The organism is Pseudomonas sp. TKO26, from assembly GCF_003225665.1.
In the GTDB taxonomy this organism is placed as follows: Bacteria; Pseudomonadota; Gammaproteobacteria; order Pseudomonadales; family Pseudomonadaceae; genus Aquipseudomonas; species Aquipseudomonas saponiphila.
Genome location: NZ_QKLN01000023.1, coordinates 1 through 24,809, shown reverse-complemented (window position 1 = coordinate 24,809; position 24,809 = coordinate 1). Strand labels below are relative to the sequence as shown.

The following is a 24,809-nucleotide window of genomic DNA, read 5'->3' as shown; positions in this document are numbered from 1 at the left end:
CGCCCCACGACGGCTGTCCGTATCTGCCTTAGGAGCAACCCATGAACAAGATCCTGGCCATCCTGGCCGCCGTACTGTCCTTGAATGTCCACGCCAACGAGAAGCTGGTGGTGGGGGCCACCCCGGTGCCCCACGCCGAGATCCTCGAATTCGTCAAACCCGAGTTGGCCAAGGAAGGCGTGGACCTGGACATCAAGGTCTTCACCGACTTTATCCAGCCCAATCAGCAACTGGCGCTGAAGAACCTCGACGCCAACTACTACCAGTACCGGCCGTTCCTCGATGACTTCAACAAGACCCGGCACACCGACCTGGTGCCGGTGGTGGGGGTGCACATCGAGCCCTTCGGTGCCTATTCCACCAAGATCAAGAACATCGCCGAGCTCAAGGACGGCGCCAGCGTGTCGATTCCCAACGACCCGGTGAACACCGGCCGGGCCCTGGTGCTGCTGCATGAAGCGGGGTTGATCAAGCTCAAGGACCCGAGCAACACGCTGGCCACCCAGCGCGATATCGTCGACAACCCCAAGCACCTGAAGATCCGTGAACTGGAAGGCGCCTTGCTGGCCCGTTCGGTGAGCCAGGTGGACCTGGCGTTCGTCTTCGCCAACTACGCCCTGGAAGCCGGCATCGACACCAACAGCGCGCTGATCGTGGAGAAGGGCAAGGATCTGTACATCGAATTCCTGGTGGCCCGTCCGGACAACATCGACGACCCGCGGATCCAGAAACTGGCCAAGGCGCTGAACTCCGACGCCGTGCGCCAATTCATCCTGAGCCGCTACAAAGGCCAGATCGCCCCCGGCTTCTGACCGCCCGGCCCCCGCGGGGAAGGCGACTTGTAGGAGCTGGCTTGCCAGCGAAGAGGCCCGCAAGATCGCCTTCGCCGGCAAGCCGGCTCCCGCGCGGGAGGCGGGTCAGGTGCGCTGGTGCGCCTGTTCGCGATCAGCTTGCTGGGCGTCATCCAGCAGCACTTCCTTGAGTGGTACGGCGCCAACGGCCAGGGCCTTTTCGATGCTCAGGTCGTCGTCCTGGGTGGCCAGCAGGGCTTGCAGTCGCTGAAACTCACCGCACCAAATGGTTTCGATGTCCTTGTCGCGTCGGGTATCGCGCTGGGCGCTGAGGGCGACCGCTCGCACCTGCAGGCGGCCGTTGTCGGCGTTGCCCCCGACTTCCACGCCGTACCCCGGGGTGGCGCTCTTGCGCAGCACCACCCGGCCATCCTTGGCCCAGGCGGTGGCCATGCCCTCGCGGACTTCGTAGCCCAGGCCGGCCAGGCCTTCGAGCACCGCCTGACGACGGGCCAGGGCGGCGCGCTGTTGCAACTCGGCTTCGATCAGCGCGCTGAAGCGGGCAATCAGCTCATCCACGGGCGCCATGTTGGCCAGGCTGCACTGTTCGGCCCGGGACAGCTCTGCCCCGGCGGCCGCCGGACACAAGCTCGCCACTTCGCTGGCCAGTGCCTGGAGGCGCGCCAGGCGCGCGCGGCGTTCCTGGCTGTCGCGGGTGGCTTGGGCCAGTTCCAGCACCAGGCTGTCCAGCAACAGGTTGCGCTGTGGCGCGCGGGTTTCGGCGTCGATCAGGCGCAAGGCGGCCAGGTAGGGTTCGGCACTGGCCTGATCATCGAGGGTCAGCAACTGGGCAATGTGCTGCTCGATGCGTTCCAGCCTGGGTTCCTTTTGTTCATGGGCGGCGCGCCATTGGGCCAGGGTCTGGGGGGCGCTGTCGTCTTGCAGGCGTCGGGCCAGTTGTTGCTGGGCCTCGCTCAGGCCCGGCTCCTGGGCGGCGGCGCCGAGGTGGGCGAACCCCTGGGCCAGGATCGATTCGACCGCCGCCACGGGCTGGCCTTCGGCAATCGCCTGCAACTGTTGCAGCAACTCGGCTGGAAGGACTTTGCCTTGCAACGCCCCCAGCAGGGTGGCGGCGTTTTCCCGCTGACGGCGGGCCAGTTGGCGCTGTTGCGCGACTTGCTGCACGGCGCGTTGTTCCCGTTGTTGCAGATCGTCCTTGAGGAACTCGATTTCGATCGGCACCTGTTTCTGCAGATCCACCAGGCGATCGGCTTCGATCAATTGGCGCAACTGCTGGAGACGGCCGTGGGTTGCGGCCCGCTCCTGCTCGCTCAGTTGCCCCAGGCGTTGCGCCTGGGCTTCCCAGCGGGCAATCGCCTGCTCCAGGCGCCGCAGGTGACCGGCGCAGATGTCGAGGATTTCTTCACGGGTGACGATCCGCACCACTTTCGGGCCGCTCATGGGGTTTGCTCCGTGTCAGCCAGGGTTTGAGGTGGCGTTTGTGTTGCGCTGCCGGCCAGCGGTTGCAGGGCCTGTTCGATGGCGGCCTGCAGGCGTGCGCGTTCGTTGTGGGGGTCGTGGTACCAGGCCTGGGACGAGACTCGATGCAGGTGGGGAATGGCTCGGCGCAGTACCGACGGGCGCCAGATCTCCCGGGAGCGGGCGCGGGCCAGCAGCCCGTGGCGCGGGGTGTCGCATTCGATGCCCAGGGCGTAGAGCCCGGTATCGGGATGCTCGATGGCAAAGTCCAGGCCGAAGGCATCCCCTTCGTTGGCGCCGATCGGGTTCCAGCCCAGGGAGCGGATGAACGCCGCCACCGCCTGGGTGAATCCGTCGCCGTGGTCGTGGTGCCGGGCCCGGGTGTCCTGGCGCTCGGTGACCAGGCGCTGCAGCAGCTTGTGGCCGCTGGCGAACTCCCCGGCCGACAGGGCGCGGGCGTACTCCAGGTAGCCTTGCAGGTAGTCACGCGGGCTGGCGGGCGGGCGCTGGGTGGTGAGCATGTCGGAGATATCGGCAATCGGCATCGAGGTGATCATCACCACTTTGCGCCGGGCCCGGGTCACCGCCACATTGAGCCGGCGTTCGCCGCCGGTCTGCCCGAGCACCCCGAAATTGCGTCGGAAACTGCCTTGGCCGTTACGCCCGAAGGTCGAGGAAAACACGATGATGTCGCGCTCGTCGCCCTGGACGTTCTCGACGTTCTTGACGAACACCGACATGTCTTCGCCGTCCTCGCTGCGTTCGCGTTCCTCGCTGTAGGCGGCACGAAACACCGGGTCTTGTTCGGCTCGCAGCTCCAGGTGCTCCTCGATCAGGTCGGCCTGCTTGCGGTTGAAGGTCACCACCCCCACCGAAGGTCGCTCGGCGTAGGGCGTCTGCCACAGCTCGGCCAGGTAGTCGACCACCCGTTGCGCCTCCTCGGGGTTGACCTGCTGCTGGTAGACGCCGTCCACGCGGATCAGCTCCAGCGGCTTGATGGCGAGGATATTGGCCTCTGGGTGACGCACCGGAATGCTCAGCCGGTTGCCATAGAACGAGGCGTTGGAGAAACCGATCAGCTCGCGGTAGGCCGAGCGGTAGTGGATCTGCAGGGTGGTGGCGGGCAAGGCGCTGCGGGCCAGTTGCAGCAGGTCCGGGCAGTCCTTGATTTCGCGGCGGTTCCAGGTGTCTTCGAAGGCCTCGCGTTGTTCTTCGTCGGCATCGGGCTGGTCGCCGTCGAACAGTTCGGCCTCGTCGCTTTCCACCCGGCTGGAGAAGAAGGCGGTGGGCGGCATCTGCTTCTCGTCGCCGCTGACCACCGTGACCCGGCCTCGGTACAGGGTCGGCAGGGCGAATTCCACCGGCATCTGCGAGGCTTCGTCGTAGATCACGATATCGAACAGCCCGGGCTTGAGCGGCAGCACCCGGCTGGCCACGTCCGGGTTCATCAGCCATACCGGCCGCAGGCTCATCAGCCCAAGACCGGCGCCCATCTCCATGAATTCGCGCAAGCGGCGCGAACGCCGGCCGGTGAGGCGGGTCACGTCTTCCCATTGCTTGCGGGTGCCCAGGCGCGCGAGGTCGATGCCTTCGCTGAGCAGTTGGCGGTTGAGGCTGCGCATCTGGGTGTCGGCCTGCCCGAGGCTGGCGATCTTCGCCGCGGTTTCACTGTGCTCCAGCATCAGCTCGGGTTGGCGTTGTTCCATCTGGCGCTTCCAGCCCAGCCGCGCTTCGCGGTTGAGCATGCGCCGGACCACGGCTTCCAATTGCTCGGCGGGAATGGCGTCGAGCGTTGTCTGGTATTCGCGCAGTATCTGCAGTAACTCCAGGTCGGCCGGTGACAGCTGGCCGGCCCGGGCGCGGAACGCCTGGTAGGCGCTCAGGGTCGGCAAGGCTTCGCGCAGGCGGTTGAGGGCTGGCTGGTTGCCCTGGTTGTGCGCCACGCGCTGACGCAGTTGGCCCAGCAGCTCCGGTTGCAACCATGGATTGAGGCGCTGCAGGGCATTCAGGCTGTCCTGGCGCACGCTGTGGCGGATAAAGGCGGCGTCGTAGCCGGCCAGCAGGCTGTCCAGGGGTTGCCGCTGGCCAGTCAGTACCACGGCGTCCAGCTGTTCCACCCGTGGCGCCTGTGCCAGGCTCATGGCCAGGGCGCGTATTTCTTCCAACTGCCCGAGGTCCTGGCGCACTTGCGGCAGCAGTTCCGGGCCGCAATCGTCGGCGACTGCGGCGAGGCCCAGTTGCTGATGCAGCTGCTGCAACTGGTTGCGCAAGGGCCGCCACTGGCTTTCCAGCAGGGCCGCCGCCAGCAGTGGCGGCAGGTGTTGCGGCTCGGCCGGGGCGCCCTGTTCGGCGAGGAAGGCCAGCAACCGGCGCTGGCGGATCAGGCGCAGCGGGTTCAGGCGCGCCAGCCAGGAGCGGCCCTGGATCACCGCGCGGGCGCGGTGCTGCAGGGTGCGCAACTGGGCCGCGGGCAGGGCGCTGAGGCCCGGCGCCAGATCGGCCTGATGGGCCGCCGCGTCGCATTGCTGCAGTTGTTGAGCCAGGGCCTGCAGGGTCTGGATCAGCCCGTCGCCTTCGGCCGCCTGCCCCGGGTGGCCACGGAACAGCGGCAGCCAGCGGGCCAGCCGCTGGCGGCGTTCATCGTCCAGGCCCAGCAGGCTGTGCACGTGCTGTTCGAGCCAGGCGCGGTAGGGCGCCGGGTCGTCCACTTCAAAATCGGCCGGGTGCGCCTGCAGGGTTTCCAGGCGCTGTTCCTCGCAGCGCCACAGGCGTTCGAAGCCGTCGTTGAAGGCTTGCAGGGTGGCGGCATCGGTGGGGAACGGCTGGAGCTGGGCCAGGGCGCTCTGTTCATAGCGGGCCGGCAGCCACAGACGGATCAGCGGCGCGCAGGCTTCTTCCAGGCGCGTCAGGTCGGCGATGCCCAGGGCCGCCAGGTGCTGGCGCAGTACCGCAACGTCCAGTGGCGCAGGCCCCTGTTCCAGGCCGATCAGCTCGCCGATCAGCTGGCGGTAGCTCAAGCCGCAGTGTTCATCGACGCGGTGCAGGCTCTGGTGGAAGCGATCCAGCTCGCCCTCCAGGGCCTCGATGCGTGCCGCCAGGCGTTCGCGCTGGTGCAGCCAGGGCTGCTGGGCGGCACCGTCCTTGAACAGGGCTTCGAGCTGTTCGCGGACACTGCGGATCACCGGTTCGCGGTCGCGGTTGATGTCGTTGAGCATCACCACCCGGTTGCCCAGGCCCTCGGCCACCAGGCGCTTGTGCACCACCTCCAGGGCCGCGTGCTTCTGGCAGACGATCAGCAGGCTGCGCTGGCGACCGATGGCGTCGGCCACCATGTTGACGATGGTCTGGCTCTTGCCGGTGCCGGGCGGCCCTTCCACCAGCAGCCCGGGCGCCTGGCGCGCCTGGAGCACCGCGGCTTCCTGGGACGGATCGCTGGCCACGGTAAAGAAGCGTTGCAGCTCCGGCGCGTGCGCTGCGGCCTGGCTGTCGCCGCCGTCCTGCTCCGTCGGGTTCAGGCGCAGGGCGGTTTCCAACCCGGTACCGCCGGGCGGCAGGGCCTTGAGCTGGCGCAGGTCCTCGCCAATGGCCTGGCCGATGAAGGCGACGTGGAACAGCACGGCGGCGCAGGCCAGTTGATCCTGGTAGGGCGGCACCTCGGTGCTGGCCGGCGGCAGGTTGCCCAGTACCCGGGAACCCGGCGTGGCCAGCATGCCGAAGGCGTCCATGACATCGGCAGCCTTGAGCGCCGAGCGTCCCAGCAGTTCGTCGGCGGCCTTGCGCCAGAGCTTGGCGGCCTCGATGCCCAGCAGGGTGTCGAGGCCCGGGTTGAGGCGCACCTCTTCACGTTCGCTGTCGAAGACCAGGGCCACCTTGCCGCGGCTGCCGACTTCCAGCAGCAGCTTGACCGGCCACAGCAGCAAGGGCGCGATGCGGGTGCGGGTGGTGCCTCGCGGGTCCCGTGTCAGGAGGAAGGGGAAGCCCAGGTACAGGCCGTCGATCCCGGTGTCACGTTGGTACAGCGAACTCTGGCGGTACAGGCTGTTGAGCCGCGCATCCAGCAGTGGATTCTCGGCGAAGCATGCCGGGTCGAGGTGGATGGGCTGGGCGTTGCGCGCCACCAGATGATCCAGCAGCGCCGGGGCCGGGCTGCGTTCGCAGTGCAATTCGTTGAGGTCGACCCGGGCGGTGGTCTTGCCGATGCTCATGCGCACCAGCGGGCCGCGCAGCACCCCGCTGGCGACCTTCTTCTCGAAGAAGTCGATGATCTGCGCAACGTAATGCTGCTTTTGCGGCTCCAGCCACTGTTCGGCACCGATGGCCAGCAGCACCAGGGCCTTGGCCAGGGGCATGCGCCGTTCCAGGCGGAACTGCTCGGCCCACTCGTCGACGCTGGGCACGCCGCAGCGGGCGAAGCCGCTGATGCGTTCGTCGACCTCCCGGTACAAGGCCGGGCGCGGCAGCCCCAGGAGCGTCCGCGCGCTATCGCTGTCGAAGCTCAGGACCACGGCCTCGCGGGCCAGGCTGGCGGCTTCTTCGAGGATCGCGTCCACCGAGCGGAACTGGCCGATGGCGGCGCTGAGCAGCACGATCAGGTCTTCTTCGCTGATGCTGCGCCGGTCGGCCAGGGACAGGATGCCGTGGTGCTCGCTGTCCGGCAGCAGGCGCTGGCGCTCTTCCCATTGCGCGGCCAGGCGGGCGCGGGAGCTGGAGAGCAGGTAGATGCGCAACTGCTCCTCGTCCAGTTCGATGGCCAGGTGCTGGGCGCGCTGGCGCACTTGCTCGGCCCGCAGCTTGAGCCGCAGCAGCCAGTGTTCGCTCTCCAGGCGTTCCAGCAGGTCCGGGGCCGGGCCGCTGATCAACCGGTAGCCGTCCAGGGGATGTTCCAGCAGCCAGCCCGGGGTGACGATCTGGCCGCGCAGGATCAGCGGCATTTCCGGGTTCAGCAGCTTCAGCGCCAGCATCAGCCGGGTATCGTCTTCCAGCTCCTGATGCTGGGCCACCTGACGCAGGCCGGCCAGGTGGCGGGCGGACACCCCGGCCTGTTCGGCCCAGGTGACGATCACTCCGCGCAACAGGTGATCCAGGGCCTGGGGCCAGTGCTCGGCTTCGGCGGCGGCCAGGGCGAACGGTCCCGGGCGGCGGAAGCGCCGGGTGCCCAGGGCAATGCTGGCGCCTTCGTCGGCGTCTTCTTCGCGGGTGATCGAGTCCGGGACGCGGGGGCTTTCACCCTGCAGCCAGGCCTGAACCTGGGGCCATTGCCAGCGCTGGTGGCGATCCCGCGCCAGCAGGCCGCGCAGCAGCAGCTCCAGGCGCGGGTCGAGGTCGTCCGGCAGCAGCACGCCATTGGCCAGCACGTGAATCAGGTAGGCGTTGGCGTTGATCCCGGCAAAGCACTGGCCCTGGGTCAGTTGCTCCAGCAGGATCATCCCCAGGCTCCACCAGTCGGAAGCCGCGGCCACGCCGCCGGCGATGGCTTCGGGGGCCATGTAGCGGCTGGTTTCCAGGGGCGAGACGATGTCCAGGTCGAACTCGGACAGGCGCGCCGAGCCGAAGCCGCTGATCACCAGGTCCAGGGGCTCGCGGCTGCGTACCAGCAAAGTGGCCGGACGCAGGTCGCGGTGGCGCAGGCCGGCTTCACTGAACGCATGCAGGGCCTGGCCCAGTTCACTGACGATGTGCTGTACCGCCGCCCGATCGCTGACCACGATTCCCAGCTCGGCCAGGGTGCCGCCGGTGAGCTCCTCGGCCACTTCGAAGGCGCGTTCGTCCCAGCGGCCGGTGAGGATGATCTCCGGCACGTGTTCCCGGGGCAGGCGCTTGAGGGCTTCGTACACCGAAGGGTCGGGTTCGGCGCCGGCCTGGTAGAGGGTCAGCACCGCCTGCTGGGCGGTTTCGCGGTGCTCGGCGATAAAGCGCTCGCGCACGCCGCCGCTGCTGATCTGCCGCAGCAGGCGCCAACCCTCGATCACGGTTTCGCTGTCGGCGGCGGGGGGCGCGGCGGTAGCGGGTTGCTCCGCGGCGAGCGGGTCGGCGCCGCAGACCAGGCACATCAGGTCGCCGTCGGCCATGGCGTGGCCGTTGCTGCAGGCCAGGGTTGAGCTGCCGTGCGCTGCGGCCTCGGGCTGCGGCTCCAGTGCTTCGGCGGTGATCACCGGCTGCGGGCGCCAGCCCTCGGGGTGAATCGCTTCGGCGGACAGTTCCCAGCCGCAGACCCGGTGGTCCACCTGGCCTTCGCAGAAGATTTCGGCCAGGGAGCGTTCAGTCTGGCAATTGGGGCAAAAACGTATCATCGGTGGCGGTTCCGGTTAACGGCGGCGTGAGGTGTGGGCGCTGGTCTGGAGTTGGTGGCCCTGGGCGTGCAGCAGGTCGCGCAGACGCAGCAGGTCGTCACGCCGGGGGATGCCAGCCATCCAGACACTGCCGTCGTCGTCGAACATCACATCCAGCGCGCGCTCGTCTTGGTGCAACGGGCGCTGGTAGCTGGACAGACGCTGGCGGCCCAGCTCGGTCAAGAGGATCAGGCGCTGGTTGTCGCTGCCCCGTAGGACCAGCGTTTGCGCCTGTTGTTGCTCGAAGGGGTCGCAGATCAGTGCATCCAGCAGGCCTTCGGCTTGTTCAAGCAGCGGTTGCAGGCGTTCCAGGGAATGGCCGCTGTAGACCAGGATGTCCACCGCGGTGCGTTCACGCAGGGCGCGCAGCAGGGCCAGCAGGGCCTCGGGCTGGTCGAAGGGCTCGCCGCCGGACAGGGTGATGCCTTCGGCCTGGGCCAGCCAGGGTTGCAGGTCGTCCAGCACCTGGGGCAACGGCAATGGCTGCTTGCCCGGGCCCCAGGTGTCCGCGGAAATGCAGCCTTCGCAACGAATGCTGCAGCCCTGGAACCACAGGCCCAGGCGCTGTCCCGGCCCCAGGGTGGTGACCGGGAAGTGCACCCGCGACAGGCTGATGTTCACGAAGCGCGGGCAAGCAATTGCAGGCTGCCGGCCTGCAACTGGCGGACTTCGAAGGACTGGCCGGGCTGGGCGTCCTGGTCGAACAGGGCCCGGGCCAGGGGGTTGAGCAGGTGCGCTTCCAGCTGGTTGCGAATGCCCCGGCCGCCGTTGGACAAATCCTGCAGGCACAGCTGGCGCAGGTTGCCCAGAGAGGCGTCATCAAGCTGCACGTGCAGGGCCTGGGCCGCCAGGTCGGCGAGGATGTTGCCGACCATCTGCTGGAAGATCTGCTCGGCGATGTCCGGGCGGATGAAGTCGAAGACGATGATGTTCTCGCCGATGCGGTTGAGGATTTCCGGTCGATTGAGCACCAGCTTGAAGTGCCGCTCGATCTCCCCCTGGACCTTGCCCTGCACGGCCTCGAAGGCTTCGCCGGGCTGCACGTTGGCGACGCGTTCGCCGTGCTCGCCCTGGCGGTAGATGCCCAGGTTGGAGGTGAAGACGATCAGCGCTTCGGAAAAGTACACCCGATCGCCGCGGCCGGAAGTGAGTACCCCGTCATCGAGGATCTGCAGGAACTTGTCGAGGATTCGTGGGTGAGCCTTCTCGATCTCGTCGAACAGCACCACGCTGAAGGGCTTTTCGCGGATGGCGTTGGTCAGTTCGCCGCCCACGTCATAGCCGACGTAGCCGGGCGGGGCGCCCACCAGGCGCTGGTCGGCGTGTTCGGCGCTGAATTCCGACATATCGAAGCGGATGTATGCGCTTTCATCACCAAACAGCAGGCTGGTGATGGTCTTGGCCAGTTCCGTTTTGCCGACCCCGGTGGGCCCGGCGAGAAAGGCCACGCCCCGGGGACGATTGCCCTTGCGGCTGGCGCCGACCCCGGTCATGGCGCGCTTGACGATGTCCAGCATGTGGGTCACGGCGTGGCCCTGGCCCTTGACCCGCTGGCGGATGAAATCATCGGCCTGGCGGATGCGCTGGCGGTCGATCTTCAGCCAGGGGTCTTCGGTGACCCCGACTTTATAGCGGCGCACGGCGTCGCCGATGCGCTCCATGGCCAGGCCTTCGACCCGGGCCAGTTGCACGATTGCATTGAGGTCGAGCAGCAGCAGGCCTTCGGTATTTTCGACGAAGGCCCGCACCGCCTGGTCGCGGTTCTCTTGGCTGGCTTCCTGGGCCCCGGGCAGGCCCCGCAGCAGCGCCGGCGCCAGCGCCTGGCGGGCCTGCTGGTCGGGTTTGGACACCGGAATCGGGCGCAGGCGCGGGTTGTCGATCAGCAGCCAATCGGGCAGGTCGCCTTCCTTCTCCACCACCCAGAGGATGCTGTTGAAGAACGGCGTGCGCTGTTCCCCGGCTGGCCGGCTGCGGGCCTGATGGGACAGCACCAGGGCCTGGGTGAACAGCTGGTGCTCGGCGGCGCTCAGGGCGTCGTTGCGGATCACCAGGCGGGAGGCGAAATCGACAATCAGGGCCAGGGGCGCGCCTTGGCGTTCCACCAGGCGCGGCAAGGTGGCGCACAACAGGTCGAGGCCCGCTGGCGCCGCGCCTTCTACCGGGGTCAGCCCCAGTTCGCGCAGCAGGTTGTCGGCCTGGGCCGGCTCGCTGCCCGGGGGCAGCAGCACCCGCAGCCCGCCGAGGGGATCCCAGCTCAGCACCTGGGCATAACCGGCTGCCAGCAGTTCGTCGCGCAGATTGAGATTGAAGGGTTGCGGGGTGATGACCCCGGGGGCGACTTCGCTGGCTTGCAGGTCGCGGACGTTGCCGGACAGTACGAACTGGCTTTTCAGAGGGAGAAAGCGCAGTAGATCACGCAGCCAGCGTGGCTTTTCGAAAGAGGCAGTCCTTGGCATGGAAGCGAAGCTCGTCGTAGGAAGCAGGACGCGACATTAGCATAGGGAAGTTTTTTCTTACGATGCTCTACGGGTTTTCTGACCTGTCGCCGCAGGGTTGCACGCGGGCTTGCCGACGAAGGGGGGCATCAGATCGCCTTCGCCGGCAAGCCGGCTCCTACGGGGCGTCGGTGGGGGCGTCGGGCGCCAGCAGGCGGGCGCCTGGGCCGGCTTCTCCCAGCACGTCTCCCTGGTTGCGCAGCGGGCAACCTTCCATCGACAGGCAGCCGCAACCAATGCACTGGTTCAGCCGTTCGCGCAGCAGGCTCAGTTGGCGGATGCGTTCGTCCAGTTCGCGGCTCCACTGCTCCGACAGGCGCTGCCAGTCGGCGGCGCTGGGGGCGCGGTCGGCGGGCAGGCTGGCCAGGGCCTGGCCGATCTCCGCCAGGGGAATGCCCAGGCGCTGGGCCACTTTGATCAAGGACACGCGACGCAGCACCGAGCGCGGATAGCGCCGCTGGTTGCCGGCGTTGCGGTTGCTCTTGATCAGTCCCTTGCTTTCGTAGAAGTGCAGCGCGGTCACGGCCACGCCGCTGCGGGCCGAGAGCTGGCCGACCGTCAATTCTTTATGGAGGGCGTCGGGTTCGATCATTGAAAGGGCACCAGAATGAAAAAACAGGCTTGACCTTGACTTAACTAGAGGTTTTACCCTGCCGCCCATTGCATCGCAAGATTCTGTCCGACCGCCGTAGGGAGTAGTTCATGAGCGCCTTCGAGAGAAACCGCAGTTTCACCCAATTGATCGAATTCGAGATCGAACCCCACCAGCAGCAGGCTCTGGTATCGGCTCTGGTCGAGCAAACGGAGCGCCTGGCCCAGGGCTGTGGTGGCTTTTTGAATGCCAGCGTGCAGGCCAGCGACGATGGCCGGCGGGTGCTCAATTACCTGCAATGGCAATCCCGGGAGGCCGGCGAGGCGGCCTTCCGGCGCTTCGAGAGCGGCGAGCAGGATTTCTGGCAGTTGATCCTGGCGCATCGGGCCAAGACCGTGAGCTTCGGTTCATTCCAGGTGCACAGCAGCATTGCCCGCAGCCATGACGATGCCTTGCACTGCCACTGGCCGGACTAGATCGACAGTTGCAGGGTGCGCTCGTTGGGCGCATCGACGGGACGCCGCTTGTTCACCGCCAGTTCGCCGATCTTGATCAGCCGGGTGCGGGTGACGTTGCGGCTCAGGCCCAGCAGGTTGGCGGTGTGGACCTGGTTGTAGTGGCTGAAGCGATAGGCCGCGCGCAGCAGGGCGTCCTCGACTTTTTCGTGCAGGGCGCCGGCCTGTTCCTCGAAGAGCTTGTGGAAGGCCCGCTCCAGCAGGGCTTCGGTGGAATCGTCGTGGCTCGGCTGGCTGTCGTCGGCGCGTTCGATGCGCATGTGGGACAGGCGCAGGTCGCCCTGTTCGATCACGCCGTTGCGGCAGATCAGCAGGGTGTGGTGGATGACGTTTTCCAGTTCGCGGATGTTGCCCGGCCAGCTGTAGCTCTTGAGTTTGTGTTCGGCCTCCTTGCTGATGCTGATGCTGCCGTAGCCCAGGCGCTGGCTGTAGGCCTCGATGAAGTGCCGGGTCAGGGGCAGGATGTCACCGGGACGCTCGCGCAGCGGGCTCAGTTCCAGGCTGACCACGTCCAGGCGGTAGTACAGGTCCTCGCGGAAATGCCCGGCGTTGATGGCCTTTTCCAGTTGGACGTTGGTGGCCGCCAGCACCCGCACGTCGATCGGGATGCTTTTGCGCGAGCCCAGGCGCACCACTTCCCGTTCTTGCAGCACCCGCAGCAGCTTGACCTGGATGGCCATGGGCAAATCGCCGATCTCGTCGAGGAACAGGGTGCCGCCGTCGGCCTCCTCGAACCAGCCGGCCTTGGCGCTGAGGGCGCCGGTGAAGGCGCCTTTTTCATGGCCGAACAGTTCGGCTTCCACCAGGGATTCGGAAAACGCGCCGCAGTTCACTGCCACGAACGGCCGGTTGCGCCGGGCGCTGAGGTTGTGGATATGGCGTGCCACCAGCTCTTTGCCGGTCCCGGTTTCACCGATGATCAGTACGCTGGCTTCGCTCGGTGCCACCTGTTGCAGGTGGGCCAGCAGGGCCTGGGATTTCGGGTCCTCGAACACCTGGGCGGTGGCGCGGATCGAAGTCGCCAGGGCGGGCGAGGGGGGTAGGGTCAGCAGCTGCATCGGCACTCTCCGGAAAATTGGCAACTAGGAGTAGAAAGTCGGGGTTGGCAGGGACTGGTTCAGTGCCCAGTCGCCCAGCTCGTGGAGCTTGTAGTCCAGCGGGTCGTGCAGGGTCTGGGTGCGCAGGTTGCGCCAGTGGCGGTCCAGGCGCAGGGAGGCATGGGTCGAGCGCGCACCGGGGACTTCGAACAGCCGGCTGCACAGGTCCAGGCCCTGGCGGCTGGCGGCGACCTTGGCGGTGGCGATTGCCGTGGCCAGGGGCCCGCGCTCTTCGGCGCTGAGGTTCGGGCCCTTGGCCCAGGCCTGGTCCAGCAGGGCCGCGGCCCGTTCCACCAGCAGGCGGATGCCTTCCAGGGCGACCCAGAACTCGCCGTAGTGGCTGAGGATGTAAGGGTCCTGGCGCACGTCCTGGGCGCTGGACTTATGCCAGACCCGGGTTTCGCTCAGGGTGTACTGCCGGGCTTCCTCGAAGGCGCCTTCGGCGATGCCGAGGAACATGTGGGTGAAGGTCAGTTGGGCGATCAGCGGGCGCAGGCAGGCGAAGGGGGTGCTCAAGGGACCCGGGTCCAGCAGCAGTTCCGATTCCTCGACCCGTACCCGTTCGAAGGTGGCGCTGCCGCTGTCGGTCTGGCGCTGGCCCATGTTGTTCCAGTCGTTGTGCAGGGTGATGCCACTGCGACCGCTGGGGATGGCGGCGATCAGCAACTTGCCGCCGTTGCTTTCATCCACCGCCGAGGCGATGAGCATTTCCGAGTCGCTGGCCCCGGAGCAGAAGCTTTTCTTCCCGGAAAACTCGCGCCAGCCGCCGAGGTTCTTGACCAGGGTGCGGGTGTCCAGCGGGTTGAGGGCGTTGCCCCAGAACCAGTTCTTGCGGGCGGTCTGCTCGAACCAGGGCTGCCATTGCTCGGGCTTGGCGAACAGGCGCACGGTGGCCAGCATCAGGTGATGGAAGCCGAAGACATGGGCGATGGAACTGTCGACCTTGGCGAATTCGCGGACGATGTTCAGGGTTTCGCTCCAGGGCGCGCCCAGGCCGCCGAACTGGCGGGGAATGCTCAGGGCCAACAGGCCGCTCTGGCGCAGGGCGTCGCGTTCGGCCTTGGGGGTGCCGCCGCGCTCGTCGCGTTCGACGGCGGTCAGGGCAAACTCGGCGGCCAGTTGGCGGGCGGTCTGCAAGGGGGACAACAGGGCGCTTTGCGGTTTGGCAGTCACGCGGTGTTCCTCGTGGGTGGCCCTGGCGGGCCAGGGAAAAGTGCTGCGAGTTGCAGGAGCTGGCTTGCCAGCGAAGAGGGCTGGAAGGTCGCCTTCGCCGGCAAGCCGGCTCCTACAACGGCTTTGGGGATTTCAGCGGCGGTTGGGCAGCACGTCGTTGGCGATCATTTCGCCGAACGGTCCGGTGAGGTTGGTCACGCCCCGGCCGGCCAGGCTGGCATAGGGTTCGGGCAACAGCGGGAACACCAGTTCGGCGAAGCGATAGGCCTCTTCCAGGTGCGGGTAGCCGGAGAAGATGAAGCTCTCGATCCCCAGGTCGGCGTATTCCTTGATCCGTTCGGCCACTTGTTGCGGGTTGCCCACCAGGGCGGTGCCGGCACCGCCACGCACCAGGCCGACCCCGGCCCAGAGGTTGGGGGCGATCTGCAGTTGATCGCGGCGACCGCCGTGCAGCGCGGCCATGCGCCGCTGGCCTTCGGAGTCGAAGCGGGCGAAGGATTGCTGGGCGGCGGCGATGGTGTCGTCGCTGATGTGTTCGATCAGCTTGTCCGCGGCTTGCCAGGCTTGTTCCTCGGTTTCGCGCACGATCACGTGCAGGCGGATGCCGAACTTCACCGTGCGGCCCTTGCGGGCTGCGCGTTCACGCACGTCGGCGAGCTTCTGTGCCACGGCTGCCGGTGGTTCGCCCCAGGTCAGGTAGACGTCCACCTGATCGGCGGCCAGTTCGTGGGCGGCTTCGGAGGAGCCGCCGAAGTACAGCGGCGGGGAGGGGTTCTGCACCGGCGGGTAGAGCGCCTTGGCGTTCTGTACGTGCAGGTGCTTGCCTTCGAAGTCCACGGCTTCGCCCTGCAGCACCCGGCGCCAGATCTGCAGGAATTCGTCGGTGACTTCGTAGCGCTCGCTGTGGCTGAGGAAGCTGCCGTCGCCCCGGTTTTCGTCCGGGTCGCCGCCGGTCACCACATTGATCAGCAGGCGCCCGTTGGACAGCCGGTCCAGGGTGGCGGCCATGCGCGCCGAGACGGTGGGGGAAATGATCCCCGGACGGATCGCCACCAGGTAGCGCAGGCGTTCGGTCAGGGGCACCAGGGCCGAGGCGATGACCCAGGAGTCCTCGCAGGAGCGCCCGGTGGGAATCAGCACGCCGTGATAGCCCAGGCTGTCGGCGGCCTGGGCCACTTGCTTGAGGTAGTTGAGGGTGACCGGGCGCGCGCCCTGGGCGGTGCCGAGGAAGTGGCCATCGCCGTGGGTCGGAAGAAACCAGAACACATCCATGACAGTTCCTTAAGCGATTTTCAGCAGGTTGTTCGGTTGCGCGCCAAACAGCGGCGCAGCCCGTTCGGCAGCCAGCTGGATGCGGGCTTTGAGCAGGTCGCTGGTGATCTGGTAGTTGCTGAAGTCGGCTTCGGTTGCGTAGACGCCGATCGGCAGGGTCAGGGCCTGGAAGAAGCTGAACAGCGGACGCAGTTGGTGATCCAGGACCAGGGCGTGGCGTTCGCTGCCACCGGTGGCGGCCAGCAGCACCGGGGTGTTGATCAGGGCGTTGAGATCGATCAGGTCGAACAGGTGCTTGAGCAGGCCCGGATAGGAGCCGCGGTAAACCGGGGCGGCAACGATCAGCAGGTCGGCGTTTTCGATGGCTTGCAGCTCGGCTTCGACCTCGGCCGGCAGTTCCTGGCGCGACAGGGCGCCGCCCACTGGACGGGCGATATCGCCCAGTTCGATCAGGTGGCTGTTGATGGGCAGGTGGTTGGACAGCTCGCTCAACAGGGCCTGGGTCAGCACCAGGGTCCGGGACGGGCGCCAGGTTCCACCGGAGAGGGCAACGACGTTCAGGGGACGGGACATGATCGGTTCCTTTTTAAACAGTGGCTCAACGAGCAATGACAGGTGTACCTGCACTGGAGCAAGAGCTGTACCAACCGGCCAGGGCCCGGTAATCCGGGGGCTTGGCGGGCTGTGCCGGCGCCGGCTGTTGTTGTTCGAGCACTGTTTTGTTGATCGGCTGTTGCCTGGCCAACAGTTGCTCCGACAACAGTTGGGCAACGGGATGTCGCTGTTATAAAGGCTTGTTGTTATTCCTCAAAAGAGCTTGTTTCCATATTTATAGGCCGTTATGGAATATGAACGGGCTGTCCGAGCCCCTGGAAAAGTCGATAGCGACTATCGAGCGGGATGATTTTTGCCACTGACGGTGCGCGAGTAGCCTGTGTTCATTGTTCGCAACCCGCTTCAGGTGCACGTCATGAAGGCTTACTCCGTTGTTCTGCTGCTGTTGATTTCCAGTGTGCTGGCCGGTTGTGCCAGCGCGGGCGCACCGGAATTGCGCCCTTACACGGCCGAGGAAAGTCGCGAGCTGGCGCTGGAAGCCTTGAACCGGCGTGGTCTGTCGTTCGATGCGTACCAGCAGGAAAAAGCTCGGCTGCTGGCGCGCCCTGCAGCGTTCGACCGTCAGGGCGAGATGAGCGCCCAGCGCAATATCAGTCGTCACCAACCGGCCAGTTGATAAAAACTGTACGGGTCAAAGTTTTCAACAACTGTCCGTGAGTTCCGGGTCGGTGCCGGGTTAGGGTCGAGGCTTGATCGATCTAGCCCAGGACCTTGCCCCCATGAGCCTTTCTCCCGACCTGCTGTTGGCGTTCGCGCTGTTTGCCCTGGTCACGTCCATCACCCCCGGCCCCAACAACACCATGTTGCTGGCCTCGGGCCTGAACTTCGGTTTCAACCGCTCTATCCCGCATATCCTCGGCATCAGCTGTGGTTTCTTCGTGCTGGTGCTGGCGGTCGGCCTGGGTCTGGGGGCGGTGTTCGAAGCCTATCCGGTGCTGTACCGCGTGCTGCGTTATGTCGGTGCGGCCTACCTGCTGTACCTGGCGTGGAACATCGCCCGCTCCGGGCCCATGAACGATGATCAGCGGGGCCAGGGGCAGCCTTTGGGTTATTGGGGCGCGGCGGCCTTTCAGTGGGTCAATCCCAAGGCCTGGGTCATGGCGGTGGGCGCCATCAGCACCTACACCCCCTTGCAGGGCTATTTCACCAATGTGCTGGTGATTGCGGCGGTCTTCGCCCTGATCAACGCGCCGACGGTGAGCCTCTGGGCGGCATGCGGCAGCCTGTTGCGCAATGTGTTGCGCAATCCGCGCTGGCTGCGCCTGTTCAATCTGGCCATGGCCGGCTTGCTGGTGATTTCCCTGGCGCCGCTGGTGCTGGAGAACATCAGTTGAGCGGTGCTTCAACGCGTTGCCCCGAGCCTGTTAAGCTGCGTCCCAGGAGCGTTCCTACGCACTTTTAGACGAAGTTGTGCTTCTTTAACTGCATCCGATCGGCTATTGCTCAGCGCCTGCTGTTGACGCGCCGTCCCTGTACGGCGCGTTTGTGCATTCTGCTCTTTGAGCCAATGCCGATCCTGGAACCAGCTCTGCGGGTCTTTCTGTCATGAACAAACGTCCTCTTTATTTCGACTATGCCGCTACCACGCCGGTGGATGAGCGGGTCATTCAGGTGATGCTGGAGTGCCTGGGGTTCAACGCCAACTTTGGCAACCCGGCCTCCAGTTCCCATGCTTTTGGCCAGGCGGCGCGACGCAGCGTCGAGCATGCCCGGCAACAAGTGGCGCAGTTGGTGGGCGCCCAGCCCGAGCAGATCGTCTGGACTTCCGGCGCCACCGAATCCAACAACCTGGCGCTCAAGGGCGTGCTACAGGCCCGGGGGTTGGAAGGCGGGCACATCATCACCAGCCAGATCGAGCACAAGGCCGTACTGGACACCGCTCGCCAGTTGCAGGAAAGCGGTGTGGCGGTGACCTACCTGCTGCCCGATGCGCAGGGGTTGATCAGCGCCCAGGCGGTGAGCGAGGCCCTGAGGGATGACACCGTTGTGGTGTCGCTGATGCTGGTCAACAACGAATTGGGCACCCTCAACGACATTCCGGCGATTGGCCAGGTGGTGCGTGAGCATGGCGCCCTGTTGCATGTGGACGCGGCTCAGGGGGTGGGCAAGGTGGCCATTGATCTTGAGCGCTGGCCGGTGGATCTGATGTCGTTTTCGGCGCACAAGGTGTACGGCCCCAAGGGCATTGGTGCGCTGTATGTCGGAGCGCGGGCGCAGCGACGCTTGCAGGCGCAGATCCATGGTGGCGGGCATGAGGGCGGTTTGCGTTCCGGCACCCTGGCCACTCACCAGATTGCCGCCATGGGGGCGGCTTTTGCCCTGGCCGGCGAGTTGTTCGACGAGGAAACCGCCACCATCGTGCGCTTGCGCCAACGCCTGCTGGAGCAACTGGCGGGGGTGGCCGGCCTGCGCTTGAATGGCAGTGCCACCCAGCGCATTCCCCATACCCTGAGCCTGACGTTCAGCGAGGGTGGCTTTGACGCCGCGGCGTTGAGTGCGTCCCTGGCGTTTTCCGCGACTTCGGCCTGCAACTCGGCCAGCAATGCCCCGTCCCATGTGTTGCTGGCCCTGGGGCATGACCCGTTGCAGGCCGGCCGCACCATTCGCCTGAGTCTCGGACGCTTCACCCGCGAAGAGGACGTGGATCGCGCTGCACAATTGATCAAGGCGTCATGCGCCACTGCTCCGGCATTCTGGGCCGGAGCCCAGTCTTGAGGGGCGAGCGATCTCGACCTTCCATAACAATGATTAAGCCGGTTAAGGAGTCACAATGAGTACCCAGCCAACGTCCCATGGAGTGGTCCCCCAGCGCCTGGCGCATGTGCGTCAGTTGATGAGCCGCGAGGGCATTCATGCCTTGCTGGTGCCTTCGGCCGATCCGCATCTGTCGGAGTACCTGCCGGGTTACTGGCAGGGGCGCCAGTGGCTGTCGGGCTTCCACGGCTCGGTGGGCACCCTGATCGTGACGGCGCAGTTCGCCGGGCTCTGGGCCGACAGCCGTTACTGGGAACAGGCGAGCAAGGAACTCAAGGGCAGCGGCATTGATCTGGTGAAGTTGCAGCCGGGTCAGCCCGGCCCTTTGGACTGGCTGGCGGAACAGACCCCGTCAGGCGCGGTGGTGGCGGTGGACGGCGCGGTCATGGCGCTGGCCTCGGCCCGTACCCTGGGTAGCCGGTTGCAGGAGCGCGGGGCCAGCTTGCGCACCGACATCGATCTGCTGCAGCAGGCGTGGAGCGATCGTCCTGGCCTGCCGGATCAACCGGTCTATCCACACTTGCCGCCCCAGGCCACGCAGAGCCGGGTGGAGAAGCTGGCCAAGCTGCGCGAAACCCTGAGCGAACGTGGCGCGCAGTGGCATTTCATCGCCACCCTCGATGACATCGCCTGGCTGTTCAACCTGCGGGGGGCGGATGTTTCGTTCAACCCGGTATTTGTCTCTTTCGCCCTGATCAGCCAGCAGCAGGCCACTTTGTTCGTGGCCTTGAGCAAGGTCGACCCGCAGTTGCGCGGGGTGCTGGAGGCCGACGGCGTCAGCCTGCGGGATTACACGGAGGTGGCGGCGGCCTTGGCCGCGGTGCCTGAAGGCGCGACGTTGCAGATCGACCCGGCGCGGGTGACCACTGGTTTGCTGAACAACTTGCGTTCGGGGGTGAAGCTGGTGGAGGGGCTCAATCCCACCACCCTGGCCAAGTCGCGCAAGAGCCCGGCGGATGCCGAGCATATTCGTCGGGCCATGGAGCAGGACGGCGCGGCGCTGTGTGAGTTCTTTGCCTGGCTGGAGAGTGCCCTGGGGCGCGAGCGAGTCACCGAACTGACTATTGATGAGCACCTGACTGCCGCTCGTGAACGGCGTCCGGGCTATGTGTCTCTGAGCTTCAATACCATCGCGGCCTTCAATGCCAACGGGGCGATGCCTCACTACCACGCCACTCCTGAAGAACATGCAGTGATCGAGGGCGATGGCCTGCTGCTGATCGACTCTGGCGGTCAGTACCTGGGGGGCACCACCGACATCACCCGCATGGTGCCGATCGGCACCCCGAGCGCCGAGCAGAAGCGCGATTGCACCCGGGTGCTCAAGGGCGTGATCGCCTTGTCGCGGGCGCAGTTTCCGCGGGGCATTCTTTCGCCGTTGCTGGATGCCATCGCCCGGGCGCCGATCTGGGCCGAGGGCGTGGATTACGGACACGGCACCGGGCATGGCGTGGGCTACTTCCTCAATGTGCATGAAGGGCCGCAGGTGATTGCCTATCAGGCGGCTCCAGCACCGCAAACGGCGATGCAGCCGGGGATGATCACCTCCATCGAGCCGGGGACCTATCGTCCCGGGCGTTGGGGGGTACGAATCGAGAACCTGGTGTTGAACCGCGAGGTCGGTACCACCGAGTTTGGTGAGTTCCTCGGTTTTGAAACCCTGACCCTGTGCCCGATCGACAGCCGTTGCCTGGAACCCGGACTGCTCACCCAGGAGGAGCGGGACTGGTTCAACGGCTATCACGATGAAGTGCGTCGGCGCCTTGCCCCGCTGCTGGAAGGCGCCGCGCTGGAGTGGCTGAACCTTCGCACCGCGCCGATCTGAAGGATTGAAGGAAGGCCTCAGCCATGCAATGTGGTTGAGGCCGCAGTCCCTGTCCGTCGCTGCTGTTCAGCCCGTGCTCAAGGCCTCCCGGACAAAGTCCAGGCGGTCCTGGCCGAAGAACAACTGGTCCCCCACGAACATGCTGGGGGCGCCGAAGACACCCCGTTGCAATGCCTGGTCGGTCTGGTCCTTGAGCCGGGCCTTGACCTGTTCTTCATTGCTCAGGTCGAGGATCTGCTGTGGGTCGAAACCGCCTTGCTCCAGGACCTGGGCGACGGTGGTGGCGTCGTTCAGGTTGCGTTTGTCGACCCAGAGGGCACGAAACAGGCAGTCGATGAATTCGACGAAGCGTTCCGGCATGTGCAACTGCACGCCGGTCACGGCACGCATCAGTAGCAGGGTATTGATGGGGAAGTGCGGGTTGAAGTTGAGTTCAACCTGATAGCGCCGGGCAAATCGCGCCAGGTCCTGGAGCATGTAGCGGCCCTTGGCGGGAATGCTGATGGGAGAGGCGTTGCCGGTGCTTTTGAAGACTCCGCCCAGCAGCATGGGGTGGTACTCCAGTTGACTGCCGGTCTGGGCGCAGATGTTCGGCAATTGGGTGTAGGCCAGGTAGCTGGTCGGGCTGCCAAGGTCGAAGAAGAACTCCACTTTCTGGCTCATGTCGTGAACTCTCTGATTGTTGTGGGGCAGTGGCTTACCAGCGTTCGTTCCAGGGGCGCAGGTCCAGCTCGAAGGTCCAGGCATCCCTGGGCTGGCTGTGCAGGTACCAGTAGTTCTCGGCGATGTGTTCGGGGTTGAGGATGCCGTCCTGGTCCTTGAGGGCGTACTTCTCGGGAAAGCTGGTGCGGATGAAATCGGTATCGATGGCGCCGTCGACGATGATATGGCCGACATGGATGTTCAGCGGCCCCAGTTCTCGGGCCATGCTCTGGGCCAGGGCGCGGATACCGTGCTTGGCACCGGCGAAGGCGGCGAAACCGGCGGCGCCGCGGACCCCGGCGGTGGCGCCGGTGAACAGGATGGTGCCGCGTTGGCGCGTCACCATGCGCTTGGCCACTTCGCGGGCATTGAGAAAGCCGGAGAAACAGGCCATCTCCCAGATCTTGAAGTACTTGCGGGCGGTTTCCTCAAGGATGCTGCAGGGCACGTTGGCGCCGATGTTGAAGATGAATGCTTCGATGGGGCCGATCTGGGTTTCGATCTGTTCGATCAGTGCGACCACGTCCTCTTCCTTGCGCGCGTCGCAGGCAAAGCCATGGGCCTGGCCGCCGGTTTGCCGGATGGCTTCCACCAGCGGTTGCAGTTTGTCTGCGCTGCGTCGGGTAACGCAGGCGGTGAAGCCTTGCGCGGCAAAACGCTTGGCGATGGCGCTGCCGGTAGCATCGCCGGCGCCGACCACCAGTACCACTTTGTTGTTGTTCAGGGCTGTAGTCATGGGAGGTTCGCTCTTTAGTAAACGGTCGTTAACTAAACGGACGTTATGCTACGATTTTGCGGTCGTCAAGCCAGCAGGAGAGTGCTTCAGTCATGCGTTATTCAGCCAGTCATAAGCAGGAAACCCGCGAACGCCTGTTGCAGAGCAGTGCGATCCAGGCCAAGAACGAGGGTTTTTCCACTGTCGGTGTGGATGCGTTGATGAAGGCCATTGGTCTGAGTGGCGGGGCTTTTTACACTCACTTCGGGTCCAAGGATGAGCTGTTCGGTTCCATCGTCGAGCGCGAGTTGAGCCAGAGCCTGGAGCGTCTGGGAGGGGAGGGCCCGCAGAATCGGGATAAATTGCGCCGCTGCCTGAAGCAATACTTGAGCGTGGCGCATCTGCAGCAGCCAGGAGCGGGGTGTGCGTTGCCGACGTTGGGCGCGGAGATTGCCCGGGGCAGTGTAGAAGTGCGGCAGGAGGCGCAAGACTGGATCTGTCGTCTGCATCGGGCGTGGGCGCAGACCTTGGGCAGTGAGAGCCTGGCCTGGTCGATTCTGTCGCAGTGCGTTGGCGCGCTGGTGGTGGCACGAATGATGGTGAGCCCGGATATCCAGCAGCAGGTGCTGGCGTCGAGCCATGAGCAGATCATTGGGCAACTGGAGCAGTTGCCCGAAGAGTGAGCGCTAACGCTACTTGCAGATGACGATCATGCTGCGACTGGTATAACCGGCTGGGTTCAGGCCGAAGGGGTAGTCTCCCGGGTCTTCCACGGTGTCACCGGACTTGGCGATCACCTTGTAGCCTTTGGGGCCGCAGGACTGGGTCGCCTTGGTGTAGCACTTGTCCCAGGAAGAGGACAGACCGGAGCAGTTGATGTGGAGCCCTTTCTTGCCTCGTTTGACTTCGGTTTTCGCGGTCGCAGCGCAGCCTGCAATGGCAAGTACGGCCAACAGTATCAAAAATCGTTTCATCCCCGTCCTTATCGCTAGCCTCGGATCTGATGCCCGAGTGTGACTGCATTACCTATGGTTTTTGCGTTTGCGATATCCCTGTCTGACAACTCCATGGCCGACGTTGAGTAGCCGGCTAAACATGGCCTAATTGAGCGCTAATTACCAGAGTTGAATCTTAATCGGCTGCAACGATGGGCTTGGATTCGCGTCGCATGGTCATGGTTGCTCCGACAGAGGCCAGGATGATGCAGGCGATTGCCATCCACTGCGCCAGGGACAGGTATTCGTGCAGAAACAGCAGGCCGGACAGTGCGCCGATAGCCGGCTCGACGCTCATCAGGGTGCCAAAGGTGCGGGCGGGCATTCGGGTCAGGGCGACCATTTCCAGGCTGTAAGGCAGGGCGGTGGACAAGACCGCGACGCCCAGGGCGATAGGGATCAGGGATGGGGTGAGTAATGCGGCGCCGGCATGGACGATGCCTATGGGCGCGACGAAGAGCGCGGCGATCATGACACCCAGGGCGGCGGTCTGGATGCCGTTCTCGGCTCCCGCCTTTTGTCCGAACAGAATGTACAGCGCCCAGCAGACGCCGGCGCCCAAGGCGTAGCCTGCGCCGACCAGGTCGATGGCGGTTGCGCTGGTGCCTGTGGGAATCAGCAATAGCAGGCCGATGATGGCCAGGGCGATCCATAGAAAATCGATCGCCTTGCGTGAGGCGTAGATGGCCACCGCCAGTGGGCCGGTGAATTCAAGAGCGACGGCGATTCCCAGGGGCACGCTTCTCAGGGACATATAGAAGAGGAAATTCATGCCGCCCAGGGCCATTCCGTAGACAACCACAGTGCGTAGGGTCTTGGCAGTGAACTTGGCACGCCAGGGTCTTAATAGAAGCAGCATGATGATGCTGGCGAAGATCAAGCGAAGGGTGGTGGTGCCTTGGGCTCCGACAATGGGGAACATGCTCTTGGCCAATGAGGCGCCCGATTGAATCGAGGCCATGGCGATAAGTAGCAGCCCCACAGGAAATAGGGTCGAGGCAAGGCTGCGTGGTTGGTCGTTCATGCAGGGGATCATCCAGAGTGTGGGGAGGGGCGGGCGCTGGAAGCATGATGCTCAAGTAATGGGAAATGAGCAATATAGTGCGCAAAGTCTTTTTGCGTCTCTATATACGAGGCCGTGGGTAGGGGGGGGCGGGTTTGAATCATAGAAAATTCAAATTAAAGGTTGACGGCAGATTCTACAGGTCTATAATTCGCCCCACTTCCGGCGCAGTCGAAACGGAAAACTCCTTGAAATTCAACGAGTTGCGCGGTTTTCGGCAGCGGTTATACTTCAGTTCATCGAAGCCAGAAGCAGTTGGCAAGGCAGTGTTTTTCGCCTTGTTAACGATTCGATCCTCTCGGTCGAAAGCGGTTGAAAAGAGGTGTTGACAGCAGCGTGTAACGCTGTAGAATTCGCCTCCCGCTAACGAGAGATCGAAAGCGCAAGTGGTTGAAGT

20 protein-coding genes and 1 pseudogene are annotated in these 24,809 nt (G+C 65.1%); 7 read left to right on the top strand and 14 right to left on the bottom strand.

Features of this window, described 5'->3' with window-relative positions; translation table 11 throughout:
- The first annotated feature begins 41 nt into the window (after positions 1-41).
- Entirely contained in the window at positions 42-812 is a 771-nt protein-coding gene (locus DNK59_RS23580; protein WP_110724829.1) for a MetQ/NlpA family ABC transporter substrate-binding protein, read from the top strand.
- A 105-nt stretch (positions 813-917) separates the two neighbouring features.
- Here DNK59_RS23580 and DNK59_RS23575 read toward each other — a convergent pair whose 3' ends face one another.
- The 5 genes from DNK59_RS23575 to soxR all read right to left on the bottom strand — a co-directional run bounded on the left by DNK59_RS23575 (position 918) and on the right by soxR (position 11,686).
- Positions 918-2,252 (bottom strand): hypothetical protein, encoded by a 1,335-nt coding sequence (locus DNK59_RS23575; RefSeq protein ID WP_110724828.1) that lies wholly within the window; start codon positions 2,250-2,252, stop codon positions 918-920.
- The gene (locus DNK59_RS23570) at positions 2,249-8,560 is read right to left on the bottom strand and encodes an AAA domain-containing protein (protein WP_110724827.1); all 6,312 of its coding nucleotides are present in this window, start codon (positions 8,558-8,560) and stop codon (positions 2,249-2,251) included. The genes DNK59_RS23575 and DNK59_RS23570 overlap by 4 nt, the downstream gene beginning before the upstream one ends.
- A 15-nt stretch (positions 8,561-8,575) precedes the next feature.
- The gene (locus DNK59_RS23565) at positions 8,576-9,220 is read right to left on the bottom strand and encodes a 4Fe-4S cluster-binding domain-containing protein (RefSeq protein WP_092312386.1); all 645 of its coding nucleotides are present in this window, start codon (positions 9,218-9,220) and stop codon (positions 8,576-8,578) included.
- Positions 9,217-11,055, bottom strand: coding sequence for an AAA family ATPase (locus tag DNK59_RS23560; RefSeq protein ID WP_092312389.1), 1,839 nt, complete (start codon positions 11,053-11,055; stop codon positions 9,217-9,219). Before DNK59_RS23560 ends, DNK59_RS23565 begins: the two co-directional genes overlap by 4 nt.
- Before the next feature lie 157 nt (positions 11,056-11,212).
- Positions 11,213-11,686: a redox-sensitive transcriptional activator SoxR gene (soxR, locus tag DNK59_RS23555; protein ID WP_110724826.1), complete on the bottom strand. Its 474-nt coding sequence runs from the start codon at positions 11,684-11,686 to the stop codon at positions 11,213-11,215.
- A 110-nt stretch (positions 11,687-11,796) separates the two neighbouring features.
- Between soxR and DNK59_RS23550 the strand changes: the two genes are divergently transcribed.
- Positions 11,797-12,162 carry an antibiotic biosynthesis monooxygenase gene (locus tag DNK59_RS23550; RefSeq protein WP_110724825.1) on the top strand — a complete coding sequence of 122 codons (366 nt, stop codon included), beginning with the start codon at positions 11,797-11,799 and terminating at the stop codon, positions 12,160-12,162.
- Here the strand turns inward: DNK59_RS23550 and DNK59_RS23545 are convergent.
- The 4 genes from DNK59_RS23545 to msuE form a co-directional block, all read right to left on the bottom strand.
- Entirely contained in the window at positions 12,159-13,283 is a 1,125-nt protein-coding gene (locus DNK59_RS23545) for a sigma-54 interaction domain-containing protein (protein ID WP_371921014.1), read from the bottom strand. The two genes, DNK59_RS23550 and DNK59_RS23545, sit on opposite strands and share 4 nt — an antisense overlap.
- Positions 13,284-14,471, bottom strand: coding sequence for an acyl-CoA dehydrogenase family protein (locus DNK59_RS23540; protein WP_110724824.1), 1,188 nt, complete (start codon positions 14,469-14,471; stop codon positions 13,284-13,286).
- A 132-nt stretch (positions 14,472-14,603) separates the two neighbouring features.
- Complete coding sequence (ssuD, locus tag DNK59_RS23535; protein WP_110724823.1) at positions 14,604-15,743, bottom strand: FMNH2-dependent alkanesulfonate monooxygenase; 1,140 nt, start codon at positions 15,741-15,743, stop codon at positions 14,604-14,606.
- 9 nt (positions 15,744-15,752) lie between these two features.
- Entirely contained in the window at positions 15,753-16,316 is a 564-nt protein-coding gene (gene msuE / locus DNK59_RS23530) for an FMN reductase (RefSeq protein WP_110724822.1), read from the bottom strand.
- A 397-nt stretch (positions 16,317-16,713) separates the two neighbouring features.
- Between msuE and DNK59_RS23525 the strand changes: the two genes are divergently transcribed.
- The 4 genes from DNK59_RS23525 (at position 16,714) to DNK59_RS23510 (ending at position 20,937) form a co-directional block, all read left to right on the top strand.
- Positions 16,714-16,974, top strand: coding sequence for a hypothetical protein (locus DNK59_RS23525; protein WP_092312409.1), 261 nt, complete (start codon positions 16,714-16,716; stop codon positions 16,972-16,974).
- Positions 16,975-17,077: 103 nt separating this feature from the next.
- Entirely contained in the window at positions 17,078-17,692 is a 615-nt protein-coding gene (locus tag DNK59_RS23520) for a LysE family translocator (protein WP_060840329.1), read from the top strand.
- A 211-nt stretch (positions 17,693-17,903) separates the two neighbouring features.
- Positions 17,904-19,073 (top strand): cysteine desulfurase family protein, encoded by a 1,170-nt coding sequence (locus DNK59_RS23515; protein ID WP_110724821.1) that lies wholly within the window; start codon positions 17,904-17,906, stop codon positions 19,071-19,073.
- A gap of 55 nt (positions 19,074-19,128) precedes the next feature.
- On the top strand, positions 19,129-20,937 hold the full coding sequence (locus DNK59_RS23510; protein WP_110724820.1) for an aminopeptidase P family protein: 1,809 nt from the start codon (positions 19,129-19,131) through the stop codon (positions 20,935-20,937).
- 66 nt (positions 20,938-21,003) lie between these two features.
- Here DNK59_RS23510 and DNK59_RS23505 read toward each other — a convergent pair whose 3' ends face one another.
- Positions 21,004-21,600, bottom strand: coding sequence for a 2-hydroxychromene-2-carboxylate isomerase (locus DNK59_RS23505; RefSeq protein ID WP_110724819.1), 597 nt, complete (start codon positions 21,598-21,600; stop codon positions 21,004-21,006).
- A gap of 34 nt (positions 21,601-21,634) precedes the next feature.
- Complete coding sequence (locus tag DNK59_RS23500; RefSeq protein WP_110724818.1) at positions 21,635-22,375, bottom strand: SDR family oxidoreductase; 741 nt, start codon at positions 22,373-22,375, stop codon at positions 21,635-21,637.
- A 92-nt stretch (positions 22,376-22,467) separates the two neighbouring features.
- Between DNK59_RS23500 and DNK59_RS23495 the strand changes: the two genes are divergently transcribed.
- Positions 22,468-23,037 carry a TetR/AcrR family transcriptional regulator gene (locus DNK59_RS23495; protein ID WP_110724817.1) on the top strand — a complete coding sequence of 190 codons (570 nt, stop codon included), beginning with the start codon at positions 22,468-22,470 and terminating at the stop codon, positions 23,035-23,037.
- A gap of 9 nt (positions 23,038-23,046) precedes the next feature.
- Here the strand turns inward: DNK59_RS23495 and DNK59_RS23490 are convergent, their stop codons facing one another.
- The 3 genes and pseudogenes from DNK59_RS23490 to DNK59_RS31995 all read right to left on the bottom strand — a co-directional run.
- Complete coding sequence (locus DNK59_RS23490) at positions 23,047-23,328, bottom strand: hypothetical protein (RefSeq protein ID WP_016968561.1); 282 nt, start codon at positions 23,326-23,328, stop codon at positions 23,047-23,049.
- A gap of 157 nt (positions 23,329-23,485) precedes the next feature.
- Positions 23,486-24,373 (bottom strand): threonine/homoserine exporter RhtA, encoded by an 888-nt coding sequence (gene rhtA, locus DNK59_RS23485; protein ID WP_092312424.1) that lies wholly within the window; start codon positions 24,371-24,373, stop codon positions 23,486-23,488.
- Between the two features lie 175 nt (positions 24,374-24,548).
- Positions 24,549-24,809: pseudogene (locus tag DNK59_RS31995) on the bottom strand (hypothetical protein); the annotation flags it as partial.

Coding starts and splice junctions, on each gene's coding strand:
- DNK59_RS23580 (WP_110724829.1), top strand. CDS start 42: ATGAACAAGATCCTGGCCATCCTGGCCGCCGTACTGTCCTTGAATGTC.
- DNK59_RS23575 (WP_110724828.1), bottom strand. CDS start 2,252: ATGAGCGGCCCGAAAGTGGTGCGGATCGTCACCCGTGAAGAAATCCTC.
- DNK59_RS23570 (WP_110724827.1), bottom strand. CDS start 8,560: ATGATACGTTTTTGCCCCAATTGCCAGACTGAACGCTCCCTGGCCGAA.
- DNK59_RS23560 (WP_092312389.1), bottom strand. CDS start 11,055: ATGCCAAGGACTGCCTCTTTCGAAAAGCCACGCTGGCTGCGTGATCTA.
- soxR (WP_110724826.1), bottom strand. CDS start 11,686: ATGATCGAACCCGACGCCCTCCATAAAGAATTGACGGTCGGCCAGCTC.
- DNK59_RS23550 (WP_110724825.1), top strand. CDS start 11,797: ATGAGCGCCTTCGAGAGAAACCGCAGTTTCACCCAATTGATCGAATTC.
- ssuD (WP_110724823.1), bottom strand. CDS start 15,743: ATGGATGTGTTCTGGTTTCTTCCGACCCACGGCGATGGCCACTTCCTC.
- msuE (WP_110724822.1), bottom strand. CDS start 16,316: ATGTCCCGTCCCCTGAACGTCGTTGCCCTCTCCGGTGGAACCTGGCGC.
- DNK59_RS23525 (WP_092312409.1), top strand. CDS start 16,714: ATGAAGGCTTACTCCGTTGTTCTGCTGCTGTTGATTTCCAGTGTGCTG.
- DNK59_RS23520 (WP_060840329.1), top strand. CDS start 17,078: ATGAGCCTTTCTCCCGACCTGCTGTTGGCGTTCGCGCTGTTTGCCCTG.
- DNK59_RS23515 (WP_110724821.1), top strand. CDS start 17,904: ATGAACAAACGTCCTCTTTATTTCGACTATGCCGCTACCACGCCGGTG.
- DNK59_RS23510 (WP_110724820.1), top strand. CDS start 19,129: ATGAGTACCCAGCCAACGTCCCATGGAGTGGTCCCCCAGCGCCTGGCG.
- DNK59_RS23505 (WP_110724819.1), bottom strand. CDS start 21,600: ATGAGCCAGAAAGTGGAGTTCTTCTTCGACCTTGGCAGCCCGACCAGC.
- DNK59_RS23500 (WP_110724818.1), bottom strand. CDS start 22,375: ATGACTACAGCCCTGAACAACAACAAAGTGGTACTGGTGGTCGGCGCC.
- DNK59_RS23495 (WP_110724817.1), top strand. CDS start 22,468: ATGCGTTATTCAGCCAGTCATAAGCAGGAAACCCGCGAACGCCTGTTG.
- DNK59_RS23490 (WP_016968561.1), bottom strand. CDS start 23,328: ATGAAACGATTTTTGATACTGTTGGCCGTACTTGCCATTGCAGGCTGC.
- rhtA (WP_092312424.1), bottom strand. CDS start 24,373: ATGAACGACCAACCACGCAGCCTTGCCTCGACCCTATTTCCTGTGGGG.